18 protein-coding genes are annotated in these 15,321 nt (G+C 65.6%); 13 read left to right on the forward strand and 5 right to left on the reverse strand.

The window, feature by feature from the left end; translation table 11 throughout:
* Nucleotides 1-56 precede the first annotated feature (56 nt).
* The gene (locus AC5Y30_RS03960) at nucleotides 57-1,418 is read right to left on the reverse strand and encodes an HNH endonuclease signature motif containing protein (protein ID WP_499916481.1); all 1,362 of its coding nucleotides are present in this window, start codon (nucleotides 1,416-1,418) and stop codon (nucleotides 57-59) included.
* A gap of 243 nt (nucleotides 1,419-1,661) precedes the next feature.
* On the opposite strand from AC5Y30_RS03960, the gene AC5Y30_RS03965 reads away from it, so the two are divergent.
* Both AC5Y30_RS03965 and AC5Y30_RS03970 read left to right on the forward strand, forming a co-directional pair.
* Complete coding sequence (locus AC5Y30_RS03965) at nucleotides 1,662-2,126, forward strand: hypothetical protein (protein WP_499916483.1); 465 nt, start codon at nucleotides 1,662-1,664, stop codon at nucleotides 2,124-2,126.
* A gap of 112 nt (nucleotides 2,127-2,238) precedes the next feature.
* Complete coding sequence (locus tag AC5Y30_RS03970) at nucleotides 2,239-3,369, forward strand: nitronate monooxygenase (protein WP_499916485.1); 1,131 nt, start codon at nucleotides 2,239-2,241, stop codon at nucleotides 3,367-3,369.
* A gap of 16 nt (nucleotides 3,370-3,385) precedes the next feature.
* Here the strand turns inward: AC5Y30_RS03970 and AC5Y30_RS03975 are convergent, their stop codons facing one another.
* From AC5Y30_RS03975 to AC5Y30_RS03985, 3 genes are all read right to left on the reverse strand, one after another.
* Entirely contained in the window at nucleotides 3,386-3,607 is a 222-nt protein-coding gene (locus tag AC5Y30_RS03975; protein ID WP_499916487.1) for an Rv1893 family protein, read from the reverse strand.
* A gap of 77 nt (nucleotides 3,608-3,684) precedes the next feature.
* Nucleotides 3,685-3,975, reverse strand: a complete 291-nt coding sequence (locus AC5Y30_RS03980) for a hypothetical protein (protein ID WP_499916489.1) — start codon at nucleotides 3,973-3,975, stop codon at nucleotides 3,685-3,687.
* Nucleotides 3,976-3,987: 12 nt separating this feature from the next.
* On the reverse strand, nucleotides 3,988-4,386 hold the full coding sequence (locus tag AC5Y30_RS03985) for a hypothetical protein (protein ID WP_499916491.1): 399 nt from the start codon (nucleotides 4,384-4,386) through the stop codon (nucleotides 3,988-3,990).
* A 248-nt stretch (nucleotides 4,387-4,634) separates the two neighbouring features.
* Between AC5Y30_RS03985 and AC5Y30_RS03990 the strand changes: the two genes are divergently transcribed.
* From AC5Y30_RS03990 to AC5Y30_RS04000, 3 genes are read left to right on the forward strand one after another with little or no spacing between them, the layout of a single operon-like run.
* Complete coding sequence (locus AC5Y30_RS03990; protein ID WP_499916493.1) at nucleotides 4,635-5,933, forward strand: cytochrome P450; 1,299 nt, start codon at nucleotides 4,635-4,637, stop codon at nucleotides 5,931-5,933.
* Nucleotides 5,934-5,945: 12 nt separating this feature from the next.
* Nucleotides 5,946-6,959, forward strand: a complete 1,014-nt coding sequence (locus AC5Y30_RS03995; RefSeq protein WP_499916495.1) for an alcohol dehydrogenase — start codon at nucleotides 5,946-5,948, stop codon at nucleotides 6,957-6,959.
* A 6-nt stretch (nucleotides 6,960-6,965) separates the two neighbouring features.
* Nucleotides 6,966-7,526, forward strand: a complete 561-nt coding sequence (locus tag AC5Y30_RS04000; protein ID WP_499916497.1) for a YceI family protein — start codon at nucleotides 6,966-6,968, stop codon at nucleotides 7,524-7,526.
* Between the two features lie 28 nt (nucleotides 7,527-7,554).
* On the opposite strand, the gene AC5Y30_RS04005 is transcribed toward AC5Y30_RS04000, so the two are convergent.
* On the reverse strand, nucleotides 7,555-8,697 hold the full coding sequence (locus AC5Y30_RS04005; RefSeq protein ID WP_499916499.1) for a DUF7159 family protein: 1,143 nt from the start codon (nucleotides 8,695-8,697) through the stop codon (nucleotides 7,555-7,557).
* A gap of 634 nt (nucleotides 8,698-9,331) precedes the next feature.
* On the opposite strand from AC5Y30_RS04005, the gene ag85B reads away from it, so the two are divergent.
* The 8 genes from ag85B (at nucleotide 9,332) to AC5Y30_RS04045 (ending at nucleotide 15,312) form a co-directional block, all read left to right on the forward strand.
* Entirely contained in the window at nucleotides 9,332-10,324 is a 993-nt protein-coding gene (ag85B, locus tag AC5Y30_RS04010; RefSeq protein WP_499916501.1) for a diacylglycerol acyltransferase/mycolyltransferase Ag85B, read from the forward strand.
* Between the two features lie 158 nt (nucleotides 10,325-10,482).
* Nucleotides 10,483-11,055, forward strand: a complete 573-nt coding sequence (locus tag AC5Y30_RS04015; RefSeq protein WP_499916503.1) for a chorismate mutase — start codon at nucleotides 10,483-10,485, stop codon at nucleotides 11,053-11,055.
* A 105-nt stretch (nucleotides 11,056-11,160) separates the two neighbouring features.
* Nucleotides 11,161-11,598, forward strand: a complete 438-nt coding sequence (gene rpfC / locus AC5Y30_RS04020; protein WP_499916788.1) for a resuscitation-promoting factor RpfC — start codon at nucleotides 11,161-11,163, stop codon at nucleotides 11,596-11,598.
* Nucleotides 11,599-11,633: 35 nt separating this feature from the next.
* Nucleotides 11,634-12,107 carry an SRPBCC family protein gene (locus AC5Y30_RS04025; RefSeq protein WP_499916790.1) on the forward strand — a complete coding sequence of 158 codons (474 nt, stop codon included), beginning with the start codon at nucleotides 11,634-11,636 and terminating at the stop codon, nucleotides 12,105-12,107.
* Between the two features lie 5 nt (nucleotides 12,108-12,112).
* On the forward strand, nucleotides 12,113-12,946 hold the full coding sequence (locus AC5Y30_RS04030; protein WP_499916505.1) for an SDR family oxidoreductase: 834 nt from the start codon (nucleotides 12,113-12,115) through the stop codon (nucleotides 12,944-12,946).
* A 12-nt stretch (nucleotides 12,947-12,958) separates the two neighbouring features.
* Nucleotides 12,959-13,381, forward strand: coding sequence for a lipoprotein LpqH (locus tag AC5Y30_RS04035; protein ID WP_499916507.1), 423 nt, complete (start codon nucleotides 12,959-12,961; stop codon nucleotides 13,379-13,381).
* A gap of 55 nt (nucleotides 13,382-13,436) precedes the next feature.
* Entirely contained in the window at nucleotides 13,437-14,759 is a 1,323-nt protein-coding gene (locus tag AC5Y30_RS04040; RefSeq protein WP_499916509.1) for a cytochrome P450, read from the forward strand.
* A gap of 109 nt (nucleotides 14,760-14,868) precedes the next feature.
* Nucleotides 14,869-15,312 (forward strand): nuclear transport factor 2 family protein, encoded by a 444-nt coding sequence (locus AC5Y30_RS04045; protein WP_499916791.1) that lies wholly within the window; start codon nucleotides 14,869-14,871, stop codon nucleotides 15,310-15,312.
* Nucleotides 15,313-15,321 lie beyond the last annotated feature (9 nt).

Genomic DNA, 15,321 nt, shown 5'->3' on the forward strand with positions numbered 1-15,321 from the left:
GTAATTGGCAGCACTACGCTACCCGCTGGCGCGGCAGCGGATCAAGGGATCCGACGCTACGGGCCGTCGTCGTCCTCGTCCGCCAATAGCTTTTCGGGGTGGTGGAAGGTGTTCACACGGGGCTGACCGCGGTCGAGGTGTGCGGGTGGGATCCATTCGGTGTCGCCGTTCGCGCGTTGTCGGGTGGTCCAGCCCTTCTCGAGCAGCCGGTGGTGGGGCCCGCAGGCCATGGCGAGTTGGTCGATGTCGGTGCGGTACGTCCTGGCCCAATCTTCGACATGGTGAATCTCGCAGTTATAGCCGGAGACGTCGCAGCCGGGATGCGTACAGCCACGGTCCTTGGCGTACAGAACAATTCGTTGCCCCGGCGACGCGAGGCGCTTGGTGTGATACAGCGCTAACGCCTTGCCCTTGTCGAAGATCGCCAGATAGTGATGTGCGTGGCGGGCCAGCCGGATGACGTCGGACATCGGCAGGGTGGTGCCACCGCCGGTCAAACCCTTTCCGGCCGCGGCTTCGAGCTCGGCGAGGGTGGTGGTCACGATGATGCTGGCCGGTAAGCCGTTGTGCTGACCGAGGTTTCCGCTGGCGAGGACGGCGCGTAGGGCGGCGTTGAGGCCGTCGTGGTTGCGCTGCCCGGTGCTGCGGGTGTCGCGCTGAATCGCATCTACCGAGGGGGTGCCGTCGACGACGGGTGTGTCGCCGCCGGGGTTGCACATGCCGGGCGCGGCCAGCTTGGCCAGCACCGCCTCCCAACTGGCGCGTGCCTCCGGCGTCAGCCATCCACTCAGGCGCGACATGCCGTCGGCCTGTTGATTGCCGAGCACCACACCCCGCATCCGGGCCCGGTCTTCATCGGTGTAGCTGCCGTCGGGGTTGAGGCAATCCATCAGGCGCCGGGCGAGTTTGGCGAGCTGATCGGGGCGGAATTCGGTGGCCTTGACCGCCAGCTGCTTTTCGGCATGCACACAAGTCTCGAGGTCGACGGACTCGGGCACCTGGTGGAAGAACCGCCGGATCACCGACACGTGGTCGGCACCGATTGCCCCGTCGCGCTGGGCCGCCGCGGTCGCGGGCAACACCGGAGCCAACGGCTCCCCGGTCAACGCCCGGCGCGGACCCAGATCCGCCGCCTCGGCGATGCGCCGTCCGGCCTCGGCGCGAGTGATGTGCAGCCGGTCGGCCAACACCCAGGACAGCTTGCCGCCGAACTCCGCTGAATCCCCTTGCTCACCAAGCTGATTGATGAGCCGATGACTCGGCGTCTGCAGTTTGCGTACCACGCATTCGAATTTCCCCAAGAGAGCCAGGCGTTCCGGGTTGGTCAGCGCCTCATAGCAATGCTCCCGCAAGCGGGAGGCCACAGTGCACAACGCATCAACGTCGCCCTGGATCTGCTCACGGTCCACGAAAGTCACGCGCGCCGCCTCTGAATCACTTTCCAACTTATCGAACGCATGTTCGAATACTACGTTCGCCCGCCGACAGAATCCGCCCAGATGAGAACACCGGGACATAAGTGGCACAAGTGATTTCAGCCCCGGCCACCGCGCCAGCCCTCGTCGGCCTGCCGCCTCTTGCGCTGCCGAGAACAATGGGTCCAAGCGGCCACCGCGCTGCGGCGCGGTTCCCTGGGATGGATCAAGAGGTGGGTGAGCGCCATGGCCTCGTTGCTCATGGCCTGCGGCGGGTTCCTCCTCGCCGTCTTGTGGATGGACTTGATTTTCGACGTTCAAGTTCTTCGATACCGGAAGGCCACGGCCGAACTCCCCGAGGCCGTGCTGGCTTCCCTCGCGGCGTACTACCACCGCGCGGCCACGACGTCTCGGCCGATGAACCGTTTGATCGTGCTCGTGATGCTCGCCCTGTTGGGCACGCTGGTGGTGCAGGCGGCCCGCGGATGCGATCCGGGCTGGCTGCTGGTGACCTCTGCCCCGCTAGCGGGCATCCCGATCATGTTGGCCTTGACGCACACGGTCCCGGATGCGGTGCGACTCGGGCATCGCGCCGACAGTCCGTCCGAGCAGACGCGGCTGGCTCGCTCGGTCTGCCGGGACCATCTGCTCTGCGCCGCCTCCATGCTCGTGTTCCTCATCCTGTGGGTGGCGAACAGCATCGCGGCCTGACGGCAGTGACGGGTCGTAGTAATCACATCCAAATCAGGACCCGCTGGCCACGTCAGTGAGCTCCGTACTAAACTAGAACACGTTTCAATTCGGCGAGCTCCCAGGAGTTGTAATGCACACCCCTATCTGCGACGAACTCGGCATCGAGTTCCCGATTTTCGCCTTCACCCACTGCCGCGACGTCGTCGTGGCGGTCAGCAAGGCCGGGGGGTTCGGCGTGCTCGGAGCGGTCGGCTTCACGCCCGAGCAGCTGGAGATCGAGCTGAAGTGGATCGACGAGAACATCGGCGACCACCCCTATGGCGTCGACATCGTGATCCCGAACAAATACGAGGGCATGGACTCCCACCTGTCCGCGGAGGAGCTGGCCGACACGCTGCGCAAGATGGTGCCGCAAGAGCACCTCGACTTCGGCAAGAAGATCCTCGCCGACCACGGCGTGCCGGTCGAGGACAGCGACGGCGACACCCTACAACTGCTCGGTTGGACCGAGGCCACGGCCACGCCCCAGGTCGAGGTCGCGCTCAAGCACCCCAAGGTCAAGATGATCGCCAACGCCCTCGGCACCCCGCCGGCGGAAATGATCAAGCACATTCACGAGGCCGGACTCAAGGTGGCGGCGCTGTGCGGTTCGCCGTCGCAGGCTCGCAAGCATGCCGACGCGGGTGTCGACATCATCATCGCCCAGGGTGGCGAGGCCGGTGGGCACTGCGGCGAGGTCGGTTCGATCGTGCTGTGGCCCCAGGTCGTCAAGGAGGTCGCGCCGGTTCCGGTGCTGGCCGCCGGCGGCATCGGCAGCGGTGAGCAGATCGCGGCCGCGCTGGCGCTCGGCGCACAAGGTGCCTGGACCGGCTCGCAATGGCTGATGGTCGAGGAGTCCTCGAACACCCCGGTTCAGCAGGAGGCCTACGTCAAGGCGGGAAGCCGCGACACCGTGCGAAGCCGCTCGTTCACCGGTAAGCCCGCGCGCATGCTGCGCAACGACTGGACCGAGGCATGGGAGGCGCCCGAAAACCCGAAGCCGCTAGGAATGCCGTTGCAGTACATGGTGTCCGGCATGGCCGTGCGGGCAACCAACCGCTACCCCAACGAGTCCGTCGACGTGGCGTTCAACCCGGTTGGTCAAGTGGTCGGGCAGTTCACCAAGGTGGAGAAGACCTCAACGGTCATCGAACGCTGGGTGCAGGAGTACCTGGAAGCCACCAACCGGCTCGACGAGCTCAACGAGGCCGCCTCCGTTTAACGCGAAGGGCTCGCGCCTAGACGTCGTCGACTTCGTCGTGGCCGGTGAACGCTTCCTTTGTGCGGTCCAGCGCGTACGTTCCGATGTCGATCGAGTTCCGGACGATGCCGCTGGCGCCGCCGGCGACGTCGCCGCGGAGGATGTCGCTGGCGTGTTCGACGATGTCGGACGCTTTCTCGACGGCGTTGGTCGCGATGTCCCTCGCCGCGTCGACTGCATCTCTGGGATTGAAGGCCATCTGGAATCTCCTTTGTCGCAGGACGGTTGCTACGACTCTAGACGGGGCCGGGCGCCGTTTCTCGTCGGCATTGCGTCTCAGTAATGCACCAGCGTGCGCCAGTAATCTTCGGGAATCTCGGCCCCGGAGCGCATTATTCGGGCCAGCCCGACGGCCATCGCAATGCCCAGCAGCCCAAGCCAAAGCCCGGTCACTGCGATGACGACCCACAGCACGGCGGTGACTGCGGGCCAGGGTGAGAGCACGGCGAGCACGGGGGCGAAGAAAAACCCGGCGCCGATGTACCACGCCGACCCGGCGCGATCGGAGGCCAGCACGAAACGCAGCCAGCGCGGCACGACCAGTTGGCCCGGCTCACTACGGTTCATGGCTGCACCAAGTTATCCGCTGGGCGGGAAAAATCCTGCCCCGGTGAACCATCCGGGCTGCCACCCCTGATCTCCCAGGCACAGCATGGGGAGTCCGTCCGGCGTCTGCGCCGCAGCCTGCGAGCCCGGGCATTTCGCGCCGGTCTGCTGGACTCCGTAGAGGGGGTAGGAAATCACCCAGTATCCGGTGGTCGCTGCGGGGAACTGATTCGGAGGCGGGAAATGACAGGCCTCGGCCTGGCCGCTGGTGCCGCGCCCGAAGATGAAGCGCTCGTAGTTGTCGCATGGCGCGCCCAGCGAAGCCTGGTAGTTCATCCCCGGTACGTCGCCGTCGTAACCGGCGGCCGCGCACGGGGCCAAGCCGATGGTGATGCCCGCTATCGAAGCGGCGCTCAGCAGTTCCCGAATCATGTCCTACCCCGCCTGTCGTCGCCGGTGACCTGCACCAAAGCATATCGGTCCGACAGTCGGCCACAAGACCGATTCGGCGTGCGACCGCGATCGCCGGGCGTGGACCCACCGCTAGGCGGCGAACCGCCGGTGAAGAACACGTTCCAATTCGCACCCGGCGATCTTGCGTCAATGCTTCACAACCAAGGTGTGGCAGTGGTTTCCTTGCACAAAGACGACTAGACCACTTCGTCATCGAGGAGCGGGCAATGCCAACCGTCGAGCCAACCGCCAAGCCGGTCCCCAATCTGCCCCCCGGGTTCGACTTCACCGACCCGGACATCCACGCCGAGCGACTGCCCGTGGAAGAACTGGCAGAGCTGCGCCGGACCGCGCCGATCTGGTGGAACGAACAGCCCAACGGCGTGGGCGGCTTCGATGACGGCGGCTTCTGGGTGGTGTCCAAGCACAAGGACGTCAAAGAGATTTCGCGGCGCAGCGACGTGTTCTCCAGCCTGGAGAACACCGCGCTGCCCCGCTACAAAGAGGGCACCGTGCAAGAGCAGCGCGATACCGGCAAGTTCGTGCTGCTCAACATGGACGCCCCGCAGCACACCCACCTGCGCAAGATCATCTCCCGCGGTTTCACCCCGCGCGCCGTCGAGCGGCTACGCGACGACCTGAACGAGCGCGCCCGGAAGATCGTCGAAAATGCGGCTGCCGCGGGCGCGGGCGACTTCGTCGAGCAGGTTTCCTGCGAGCTGCCGTTGCAGGCCATCGCCGGTTTGCTCGGAGTGCCCCAGGAAGACCGCATGAAGCTCTTTCACTGGTCGAATGAAATGGTGGGCGACCAGGATCCCGAGTTCGCGCGCAACGACGCGATGGGCGCCTCGGTCGAATTGATCACCTACGCCATGCAGATGGCCGCCGACCGGGCGAAGAATCCCGGCGAAGACATCGTCACCAAGTTGGTCGAGGCCGACGTCGACGGGCACAAGCTGTCCGACGACGAGTTCGGTTTCTTCGTCATCCTGCTGGCCGTGGCCGGCAACGAGACCACCCGCAACTCGATCACCCAGGGCATGATGGCCTTCACCGACTTCCCCGATCAGTGGGAGCTCTACAAGCGCGAGCGTCCGGTCACGACGGCCGACGAGATCGTCCGCTGGGCCACCCCGGTCACTTCGTTCCAGCGGACCGCCCTGCAAGATTACGAGCTGTCCGGCGTTCAGATCAAAAAGGGTCAGCGCGTCGTAATGGTCTACCGCTCCGCCAATTTCGATGAGGAAGTGTTCGACGACCCGTTCACCTTCAACATCCTGCGTGATCCCAACCCCCACGTGGGGTTCGGCGGCACCGGCGCGCACTACTGCATCGGGGCCAACCTGGCGCGGATGACCATCGACCTGATGTTCAACGCGATCGCCGATGCCATGCCCGATCTGGAATCGGTCGGCAAGCCCGAACGCCTCCGATCGGGCTGGCTCAACGGAATCAAGCACTGGCAGGTCGACTACCACACCAACGGGGCCGGGAAATGCCCTGTCGCGCATCAGGCCCAGGGGTGACAAGCTAGGGGCATGCCCACTCATCGAGCCGTTCATGTCCCATCCGCAGGTGCAGCTTTGGAGCTGGTCGACGCCGAAACCACACCGCCGGGGCGCGACGAGGTACGCCTGACGGTCACCGCCTGCGGCATCTGCGGCACCGACGCGCACTTCGTCAACGGCGGGTTCCCCGGGATATCGTGGCCGCTGACTCCGGGACATGAAATCGCCGGCAGAATCGCCGAAATCGGCGACGGCGTACAGGGTTTCGCGGTCGGTGACCGCGTCGCGGTCGGCTGGTTCGGCGGATGCTGCTACCACTGCGACCAATGCCGTAAGGGCCTGTTCATCCACTGCGAGAACGGCAAGGTGCCGAGTTGGCAGTATCCCGGCGGCTACGCGGAGTCGGCGACCGTGCCGGTGAGCGCCCTGGCCCGAATCCCGGACGAGCTCTCCGACGCCGAAGCCGCCCCGATGGGTTGTGCGGGCGTGACTACCTATAACGCCTTGAGGCACACCAAGGCGCTGCCCGGCGATCGCGTCGCGATTCTCGGTGTCGGCGGACTGGGCCATCTCGGAGTGCAGTTCGCGCGGGCGATGGGATTCGAGACGATCGCGATCAATCGCGGCACCGGTAAGGCTGACGATGCCCGGAAATTGGGCGCCCATCACTACATCGACTCCACGGCCAACGACCCCGCCGAGGCGCTGAAGGATCTTGGCGGCGCGACGGTTGTCCTGGCCACCGCGGGCAACTCCAAGGCGATGGCGGCCACGGTCGGCGGCATACTCCCCCAGGGTGAACTGGTCACCATCGGCGTCACGCCGGAGCCGCTGCCGATCAGCCCGGTTCAGCTGATCACGCCGGGCGTCAGCATCGTCGGCCATCCCTCCGGGACGGCGAAGGAAGTCGAAGACACAATGCAATTCGCGGTCCTGTCCGGCGTGCGGGCGTGGATCGAGGAATTGCCGTTGGAGCAAGCCGCGGAGGGCTACGCGGCCCTCGAAGAGGGCCGGGCGCACTATCGCACCGTTTTGACTATGTGACGGCCCGTGACTTTAGACAAAGACGCCGTGTGGACGATCGGCCCGGCTGACGGTGAATTGTTGCTGCACACCGGTGTTGCCGGCAGGGCCGCTCGCATGGGCCATCGTCTCACCATCGCGATGACAACCTGGCGGGCCACTGTCCGCTGGGCCGAGTCTCGACCCGTCAGCGCGGAGCTTACGGTCGAGACCGATTCACTCGAAGTGCTGCGCGGAGACGGCGGTGTCAAGGGCCTGTCCGGGGCCGAGAAGGCGCTGGCGCGGTCCAACGCCCTGAAGTCGTTGTCGGCCAGCCGATTCCCGCAGATTCGCTATGTCGCAGACGCCATCGAGAAGACCGACGACGGCTACCGCCTCACCGGCGCGCTGCACATCGGGGGAAAGTCGCGCGACCACGTAATCGAGCTGTGCACAGAAGATCTCGAGGACTCGTGGCGAATGTCGGCAGAATCCACCATCCGCCAATCCGACTACGGTATCAAGCCCTACTCGCTGCTGATGGGTTCCGTCCAGGTCGCGGACGAGGTGTCGTTGACCTTCTGCGCGGTTCGCGCCCAAGGCGATTGAGCACAACCGCCCGAGCAGTCGCGGCGGATCAGGGCTGCGAGTCGGTCGCGGCGCGAGGGGCTGAATCAACCGCCGCATCGCCGGTGTCGCCGGGTATGTGCTCCAGCACCCTGGTCAAGTAGGGCTGCCTGCTCCCGCCTTCCAACTGTCGTGCGCCATCGGTCCCGGGTTGATCTTCCGGAGCCGGCTCCGACACCGGTTGCCCCGCAGGAGGCTTGGCCGCAGGAGCCACCTTGGGCTGTGGGGCCGCCGGAAGCGGCGCGACGGCGGGCGCCGCCTCGACGATTTGCGGTGGGGGCGAATGCGTCAGGTGCGTGGGCGGTGCGGCCGCGCTGGCCGGGCCGACGTGGATCCCCACCGCCAGCGATACGGACCCGACGAAGGTGATGGCACCGGCCGCCAGCGCGGTGACGGCTCCGGCGTAGGACAACTGGCGTTTCTGAATGGGCGCTGGAACGAGTTCGCCGAGGTGCTCCACCAGCTGGTCGTCGGTGAATTCGGTGCTACGCGCCGCGGACAGCGCCGCTCCGCGCGCGATGGTCACCTGTGCCATCGATTGCACGAAAACTGGTACCGGCAAAGTTCTTTCGAGTTGCCAGGAGAGCCCGTCGATGTCGTCGTCGGAGCCGACCACGACAACACCCCCCGGCCGCCAGCCGTTGCGGTCGAACATGCCGGTCAGCCAGCGGGACAGACCGTCGAAGCCGCCGCGCACCTGCTTGGTCGCAATCTGGGCTTCCCCGTCGTGCGTGTCGACCATGACGACGGTTGCCCAGCCATCGTCGAGAACGCAGACCGCCGTCTGCTCATAGCCGATGACGGGCCCGATGGCCTGAGCCAACGTCTCGATGGCCTCCAGAAACCGGATCGGCACGACGTTGTCGAATCCCGCGTCGGTCAACGCCTCCAACACGAGCGCCGCCTGGGCGGATGCTTCGTCGTTCCACGTCACTCCGATGACCCGCAGGCGGTGATCGCTCGCGGCCGCCGCCGATTCGACCCGCGACACCTCTGCCACTACCTGCTCGGCGGTACCCGCGGCGTGCAGGCCGGCAGCTGCGTGCACCGCCAGCTCCCGGTGATCCAGGATGGTGCCGTCCGCGCCATGTCCTTCAGCGAGGACCCAGCCAACGGTGGATCGCGTCACTGACAGGCCAAGAACCGTGTCCAAATCTATGCCCCAATCGGTCCCGCGTCTCCGATGCCCTCAGCCACACCGACGCGCACCATGAAGCCGCAGGTGCGGTGATTCGTGAGGGCCGGAACAGACCCGGGATAGCGTGGTCTTCATCGGCTTGCTTCGAGAGAGCCTACGCGGTCGGCGAAAGTCCGGCCGCCCCGGTCAGGCCCCGCCCGGGAATCGCCAGATGAACGAGGCGGCGCCGCTCACCACGGCTGGTCCGCCGCTCCCGGACGGTCGGAGCGGCGACCGAGCCGTCGTAGCCCAGGCGCCGATTTCGGCGGTGGTCCCTCGACCACGCAAGCCATAATCGCGATTTATCGGGCGAGAAAATAATTGCGGGCCCAGTCTGGGGGTTTGCCTTACGTGGCGAATCGGATGGGCACCGCGCCCTCGTGGCGCCCAAGGGGGGTCCTGCCTGGCCTTTTCGCACCCCACGGATTGGGTTGTCGCGGAGTGGGTATGCCTCGCCTGTCGCCGCCCTGCCGTGCCGGGTGGCGAAATTATGAAGCGAAAAGCGATGCCAAAAGGAGACGCGTTCGCGTCCTAATCGACATTTGACGGACTCACACGGTAAATTCCTGTGAGATCACGATCACACTGACCACAGCGACAAGGGGCAGGTATGACAGTTCTGAGCGAGAAGATCCGGGCCTGGAGGCGCCGGCTTTTGGTCGGCACAGCGGCGGCAGCCACGCTGCCGGGCCTGATCGGTCTTGCCGGCGGTGCCCCGACGGCGAATGCGTTTTCGCGGCCGGGTCTGCCCGTCGAATACCTGCAGGTGCCGTCCGCCGGCATGGGCCGCAACATCAAGGTCCAGTTCCAGAGCGGCGGCAGCGGATCTCCCGCGGTGTACTTGCTGGACGGTCTGCGGGCTCAAGATGACTACAACGGCTGGGACATCAACACCCCGGCGTTCGAGTGGTACTACCAGTCGGGCCTGTCGGTCGTCATGCCGGTCGGTGGCCAATCCAGCTTCTACAGCGACTGGTACAACCAGGCCTGCGGTAAGGCCGGCTGCCAGACGTACAAATGGGAGACCTTCCTCACCAGCGAGCTGCCGCAGTACCTGCAGTCCAACAAGAGTGTGAAGCCCAACGGAAGCGCCGCGGTCGGCATCTCGATGGCCGGTTCCTCGGCGATGATCCTTGCCGCCTACCACCCCGCGCAGTTCATCTACGCCGGCTCGCTGTCTGCCCTGCTGGACCCGTCGCAGGGAATGGGGCCGAGCCTGATCGGCCTGGCGATGGGCGACGCGGGTGGCTATAAGGCCAACGACATGTGGGGGCCGTCGAGCGACCCGGCGTGGGCGCGCAACGACCCGAGCATCCAGATCCCGAAGCTGGTCGGCAACAACACCCGGCTCTGGGTGTACTGCGGCAATGGCACGCCGTCCGAGCTCGGTGGGGCGAACATGCCGGCCGAATTCCTGGAGAACTTCGTGCGCAGCAGCAACCTGAAGTTCCGGGACGCCTACAACGGCGCCGGCGGGCACAACGCGGTGTTCAACTTCGACGCCAACGGCACCCACAGCTGGGAGTACTGGGGAGCGCAGCTCAACGCGATGAAGCCCGACCTGCAGGGCGCCCTCGGCGCCACTCAGGGCGGCGGCGGATAAGCAGCGCCTCGCACGTTCGGTCACTACTGCGCCTGACGACTCCGTCAGGCGCAGTAGTGCGTCCAGGGGCGATCGTTCGGCGACAACGATGGCTGTGGAGACATCTCGTCGGGGCGCTCTGGCCGGCGCGAGGCCACGGACGCGCCAGAATTGTCGTCATGCACCGCTGGGTCCCGTCGTTAGCCATGGTCTCCTGTGTCGTGGTCGGCGGCCTGGCGGTGCTCGTGGCGCCGGCTCGGGCCGACTCCACTAGTCCGCTAACCGCTTTGGTCGACGCCGCCGCCCAGCGGCTGCAGGTTGCGGAGCCGGTCGCTGCCTACAAATGGACCAAGCACGGCGCCGTTGACGACCCGGCCCGAGTGCAGCAGGAGCTGACGAAGCTGGGCGACGAAGCCGTCGCCGGACAGGTCGACCGCGACTACGTCGTCCGGGTGTTCGGTGACCAGATCAATGCCACTGAGGCCATCGAATACAGCCGGTTCGCGAATTGGAAGCTGAATCCGGCGGGCGCTCCGGGTGATTCGCCGGAGCTGTCGGCGTCGCGATCAACGATCGACACCCTGAACCAGACGATGCTGACTCAGATTTTCAGCAATTGGGGCCTGCTGCACTCGCCGGACTGTGGCGCGCAGCTCGACGCCGCGAGGGGCGGCGTCGCCCAAGGTCGGCAGCTCGACGACCTCTACCGGCAGGCCCTGTTATCAGCGACGCAGTCCTATTGCCAGCAATAGCTTAATTTTTCCTCACCAATTTCTAACGGTCCCATTGTGGCCGTCAAAAAGGCGATTTCCGCAGATAGATGGCATATCTCGCGCCATTTTCGAATAGGTAACGCTTTGGCTACACGTGCCGAAATCCCGGGCATGAGAAATCTCTGCAAGCCTCTCGTTAAGGCCGTAATGGTCGGCGGGTTCGTTGCAGCGTCGATGACCTCGTCCACAGGTGTGGCGAACGCGGCCCCGACCCCCAACTGGGACGCGATCGCGCAATGCGAATCCGGTGGCAACTGGCACGCCAACACCGGCAACGGCGAATACGGTGGACTGCAATTCAAACCGGGCACCTGGGCCCAGTACGGTGGCGTCGGCAACCCCGCGGCCGCATCCAGGGAGCAGCAAATCGCTGTGGCCAACCGGGTTTTCGCCGAAGAGGGAGTGGAGCCCTGGCCAAAGTGTGGCGCCAACTCGGGCCTGCCGATCGGTTGGTACTCGCACCCCGCCCAGGGCATCAAGCAGATCATCAATGGGCTGATCCAGGCGGCCGTCCCGCGTTGATGAAACGCGACTGCGGTCTATGACCCAGCGCCGGGCTGTGTTTGGATCAGCCCATGGAAGGTTCGGCGACTGTTCACATGGCGGCTCCTGCGGCCAAGATCTGGGATTTGATCGCAGACGTCCGCAACACGGGGAAATTCTCCCCGGAAGTATTCGAAGCCGAGTGGCTCGGTGATTCGACCGGCCCGGCCCTCGGCGCGAAATTCCGCGGTCACGTCAAGCGCAACGAGATGGGGCCGGTGTACTGGACGACATGCAAGGTCACCGCTTGTGAACCTGGGCGCGAATTCGGCTTTGCGGTGCTCCTCGGTGACCGCGCGGTCAACAACTGGCATTACCGGTTGGCGCCCAGCGGAAGTGGGACCGACGTCACCGAGTCGTTTCGGCTCAACCCGGCACCGTGGCTCGGCGTGTACTGGCTGTTCGGCGGTTTTCTGCGCAAGCGCCGCAACATCCGCGACATGACCAAGACGCTCAACCGCATCAAAGACGTGGTCGAGGCGGGCTGACGCTCGTGAAATCGGTCTTCATCACCGGTGCGGGCAGTGGCATGGGTCGCGAGGGCGCAAAGCTGTTTCACGGCAAGGGATGGCGTGTCGGCGCCGTCGACCGCAACGATGCCGGCCTGGCGACGCTGAACGACGAACTCGGCGGCGACCGACTGTGGACCCGCGCCGTCGATGTGACGGACAAGGCGGCCCTCGACCGCGCCCTGGCCGATTTCTGCGCCGGCAACGCCGGCGGCGGGCTCGACATGATGTGGAACAACGCCGGGATCGGCGAGTCCGGCTGGTTCGAAGACGTGCCGTATGAGGCCGCGATGCGCGTCGTCGACATCAACTTCAAGGCGGTATTGACCGGCGCATACGCGTCACTGCCGTACCTCAAGAAGACCCCCGGCAGTCTCATGTTCTCGACGTCGTCGTCCTCGGGCACGTATGGCATGCCCCGCTTGGCCGTCTACTCGTCCACCAAGCACGCGGTCAAGGGTCTGACCGAAGCGCTGAGCGTGGAGTGGCAGCGGCACGGGGTGCGCGTCGCCGACGTGCTCCCCGGTCTGATCGACACCGCCATCCTCACGACGACGACCAACCACTCCGACGACGGCGGCGCGCCGATGACGGCTGAGCAACTGCGGGCCACCGCACCCAAGAAGGGCATGTTCCGGTTGATGCCGGCAGCCAGCGTGGCCGAGACGGCGTGGCAGGCCTACCACAATCAGAAGCGGTTGCACTGGTATGTACCGAGGAGCATCCGCCTGATTGACTTGTTCAAGGGTCTGAGTCCGGAATTCGTGCGACGCAGCATCGTCAAGTCCCTACCGGCCCTCGTGCCGAAGCGGCAGTAAGGAGGTCGGCTGATGCACAACCGTTTGCCCGCAGTCGCTGTGGCCCTGGCGGCTGTCGTCGTCAGCGCCGCCGGGTGCGGCTCGTCGCAGACGACGCCTCGCCGGGCCGCCCGCCTGACCATCGACGGCGCGACTCATACGACGCGGCCCCCGGCGTGCAGTCAGGATCAGATGTATCGCACCATCGACATCCCCGACCACGACGGCGGCGTCGAGGCGGTGGTGCTGCTCAGTGGTTACCGGGCGATGCCGCAGTGGGTGAAGATTCGCAACGTCGACGGCTTCACCGGCAGCTTCTGGCAAGGGGGCGTGGGAGACGCGCATGCTGACCTCGCCAACGACGCTTACACCATCACGGGCAGCGCGTATGGCATCAACAGCGGCAACCCCAACAAAGTGGTGACCACCGACTTCAAAATCGTCGCGCAGTGCTGATTCGAGAAGTGACGGGGGCCCAGACGCGAAACCGCAGCCGGGCGAGGGACGGCCAGTGAAGGAAAGAGTGCACTGGTTCGCGATGCACGGCTTCATCCGCGGCGCCGCATCGCTCGGGGCGCGCAGGGGCGACGTACAGGCCAGACTGATCGCCGATCCGGCGGTCGCCGCCGACCCGGTGCGGTACTACGACCAGGTCCGCGCCCAGGGCAGGCTGGTGAAGGGCCGCGTCGCCTATTTGACGGCCGATCACGCGCTCGCCCATGAACTGCTGCGGTCCGATGACTTCCGGGTGCTGATCTTCGGATCGAATCTGCCGGCGCCGTTGCGATGGCTGGAACGCCGCACCCGCGACGATGCGCTACACCCGCTGCGTGCACCGTCGCTGCTGGCCGTCGAGCCGCCCGACCACACCCGCTACCGCAAGACCGTGTCGGCGGTGTTCACCCCGAGGGCCGTTGCCGCGCTGCGAGATCGCGTAGAGCGGACCGCCGCCGAGCTGCTGGATCGACTGGCCGGCGAGTCGGGTGTGGTGGACATCGTCGAGCGGTACTGCTCGCAACTTCCGGTTTCGATCATCAGCGACATCCTCGGCGTGCCCGAGGCGGAGCGACCGCGCGTCCTTGAATTCGGTGAACTGGCCGCCCCGAGCCTGGACATCGGATTGCCTTGGCGGCAGTACCGCCGAGTGCAGGAAGGGATCTGCGGCTTCAGCTCCTGGCTCGACGAGCATCTGCGGCAGTTGCGGGTGGAACCCAGCGACAATCTGATGAGCCAACTGATTCAGATTTCCGAAAGTGGTTCTGCCGAAACATATCTCAATGACAAGGAGCTGCAGGCGATCGCCGGGCTGGTGTTGGCCGCCGGTTTCGAGACCACGGTCAATCTGCTGGGCAACGGGATTCGCATGCTGTTGGACACCCCCCAGCACCTCGACACCCTGAGACGGCGCCCCGAGCTGTGGCCCAACGCCGTCGAGGAGATCCTGCGGCTGGAATCGCCGGTGCAGCTGACCGCGCGGATCGCGCTCAATGACGTCGAGATAGCCGGTCGGCGATTACAGCGTGGCAACCTGGTGCTGGTGTATCTGGCCGCCGCCAACCGGGATCCGGCCGTGTTCCCCGACCCGCATCGCTTCGACATCGAAAGGCAAAACGCCGGAAGGCATCTCGCCTTCTCCGGCGGCCGGCACTTCTGCCTCGGCGCGGCCCTTGCCCGCGCCGAGGGCGAAGTCGGATTGCGGACATTTTTCGACCGCTTCCCCGAGGTGCGCGCGGCGGGCGCCGGGAGCAGGCGCGAAACCCGCGTGTTGCGCGGATGGTCGTCGTTGCCGGTGAACCTGGGGCCGGCCCGTTCGATGGCCGCGGTGGACGGTTGAAGCGTCGCGCGGTGCTGTAGCACGTGCTTTGGTACGCGGGCGAGCATGACCCGAGTGGTTGACACCGGGGCTGTGACAGAGTTTATTTGCCGCTATGACAGAGGTATCTATGATCGCGGTCGAGGATGTGGTCCGTGGGCTGTGGCAGGCGCTTTCGCGGCGAGATTGGGAGGCGATCAAGACCTTCCTGTCCGACGACTGCCTCTATGTCGACATGCCGGTCCCCGCGTTGGCGGCCCGTGGTCCGGACGACATCGTCAAACGCCTCAAGATGGGGCTCGAGCAGTTGGCCGGCTACGAGAACCACACCGGCGTGCTGGTGTCGAACGGCTCCGATGTGCTCTACGAGCACTCCGAGACGTGGACCTTCGCCACCGGCGAACAGGGAGTGCTGCGCTTCGTGACGGTCCACAAGGTCGTGGACGGCAAAGTGACTGTCTGGAAAGACTATTGGGACATGAACAGTTTGGTTGCCTTCGCTCCCCCGAACCACTTCGAGGGCCTGGCCGCTGGCGATGTCAGCTGGGTCTTCGACGCTTCGGCCCTGGTCTGACGATCCCTG

The sequence above is a fragment of the Mycobacterium sp. NGS27 genome (assembly GCF_059813005.1).

Coding starts and splice junctions, on each gene's coding strand:
- AC5Y30_RS03990 (WP_499916493.1), top strand. CDS start 4,635: ATGCCAACCGTCGAGCCAACCGCCAAGCCGGTCCCCAATCTGCCCCCC.
- AC5Y30_RS04015 (WP_499916503.1), top strand. CDS start 10,483: ATGCACCGCTGGGTCCCGTCGTTAGCCATGGTCTCCTGTGTCGTGGTC.
- AC5Y30_RS03965 (WP_499916483.1), top strand. CDS start 1,662: ATGGCCTCGTTGCTCATGGCCTGCGGCGGGTTCCTCCTCGCCGTCTTG.
- ag85B (WP_499916501.1), top strand. CDS start 9,332: ATGACAGTTCTGAGCGAGAAGATCCGGGCCTGGAGGCGCCGGCTTTTG.
- AC5Y30_RS04045 (WP_499916791.1), top strand. CDS start 14,869: ATGATCGCGGTCGAGGATGTGGTCCGTGGGCTGTGGCAGGCGCTTTCG.
- AC5Y30_RS03975 (WP_499916487.1), bottom strand. CDS start 3,607: ATGGCCTTCAATCCCAGAGATGCAGTCGACGCGGCGAGGGACATCGCG.
- AC5Y30_RS03985 (WP_499916491.1), bottom strand. CDS start 4,386: ATGATTCGGGAACTGCTGAGCGCCGCTTCGATAGCGGGCATCACCATC.
- AC5Y30_RS03980 (WP_499916489.1), bottom strand. CDS start 3,975: ATGAACCGTAGTGAGCCGGGCCAACTGGTCGTGCCGCGCTGGCTGCGT.
- AC5Y30_RS03995 (WP_499916495.1), top strand. CDS start 5,946: ATGCCCACTCATCGAGCCGTTCATGTCCCATCCGCAGGTGCAGCTTTG.
- AC5Y30_RS03970 (WP_499916485.1), top strand. CDS start 2,239: ATGCACACCCCTATCTGCGACGAACTCGGCATCGAGTTCCCGATTTTC.
- AC5Y30_RS04035 (WP_499916507.1), top strand. CDS start 12,959: ATGCACAACCGTTTGCCCGCAGTCGCTGTGGCCCTGGCGGCTGTCGTC.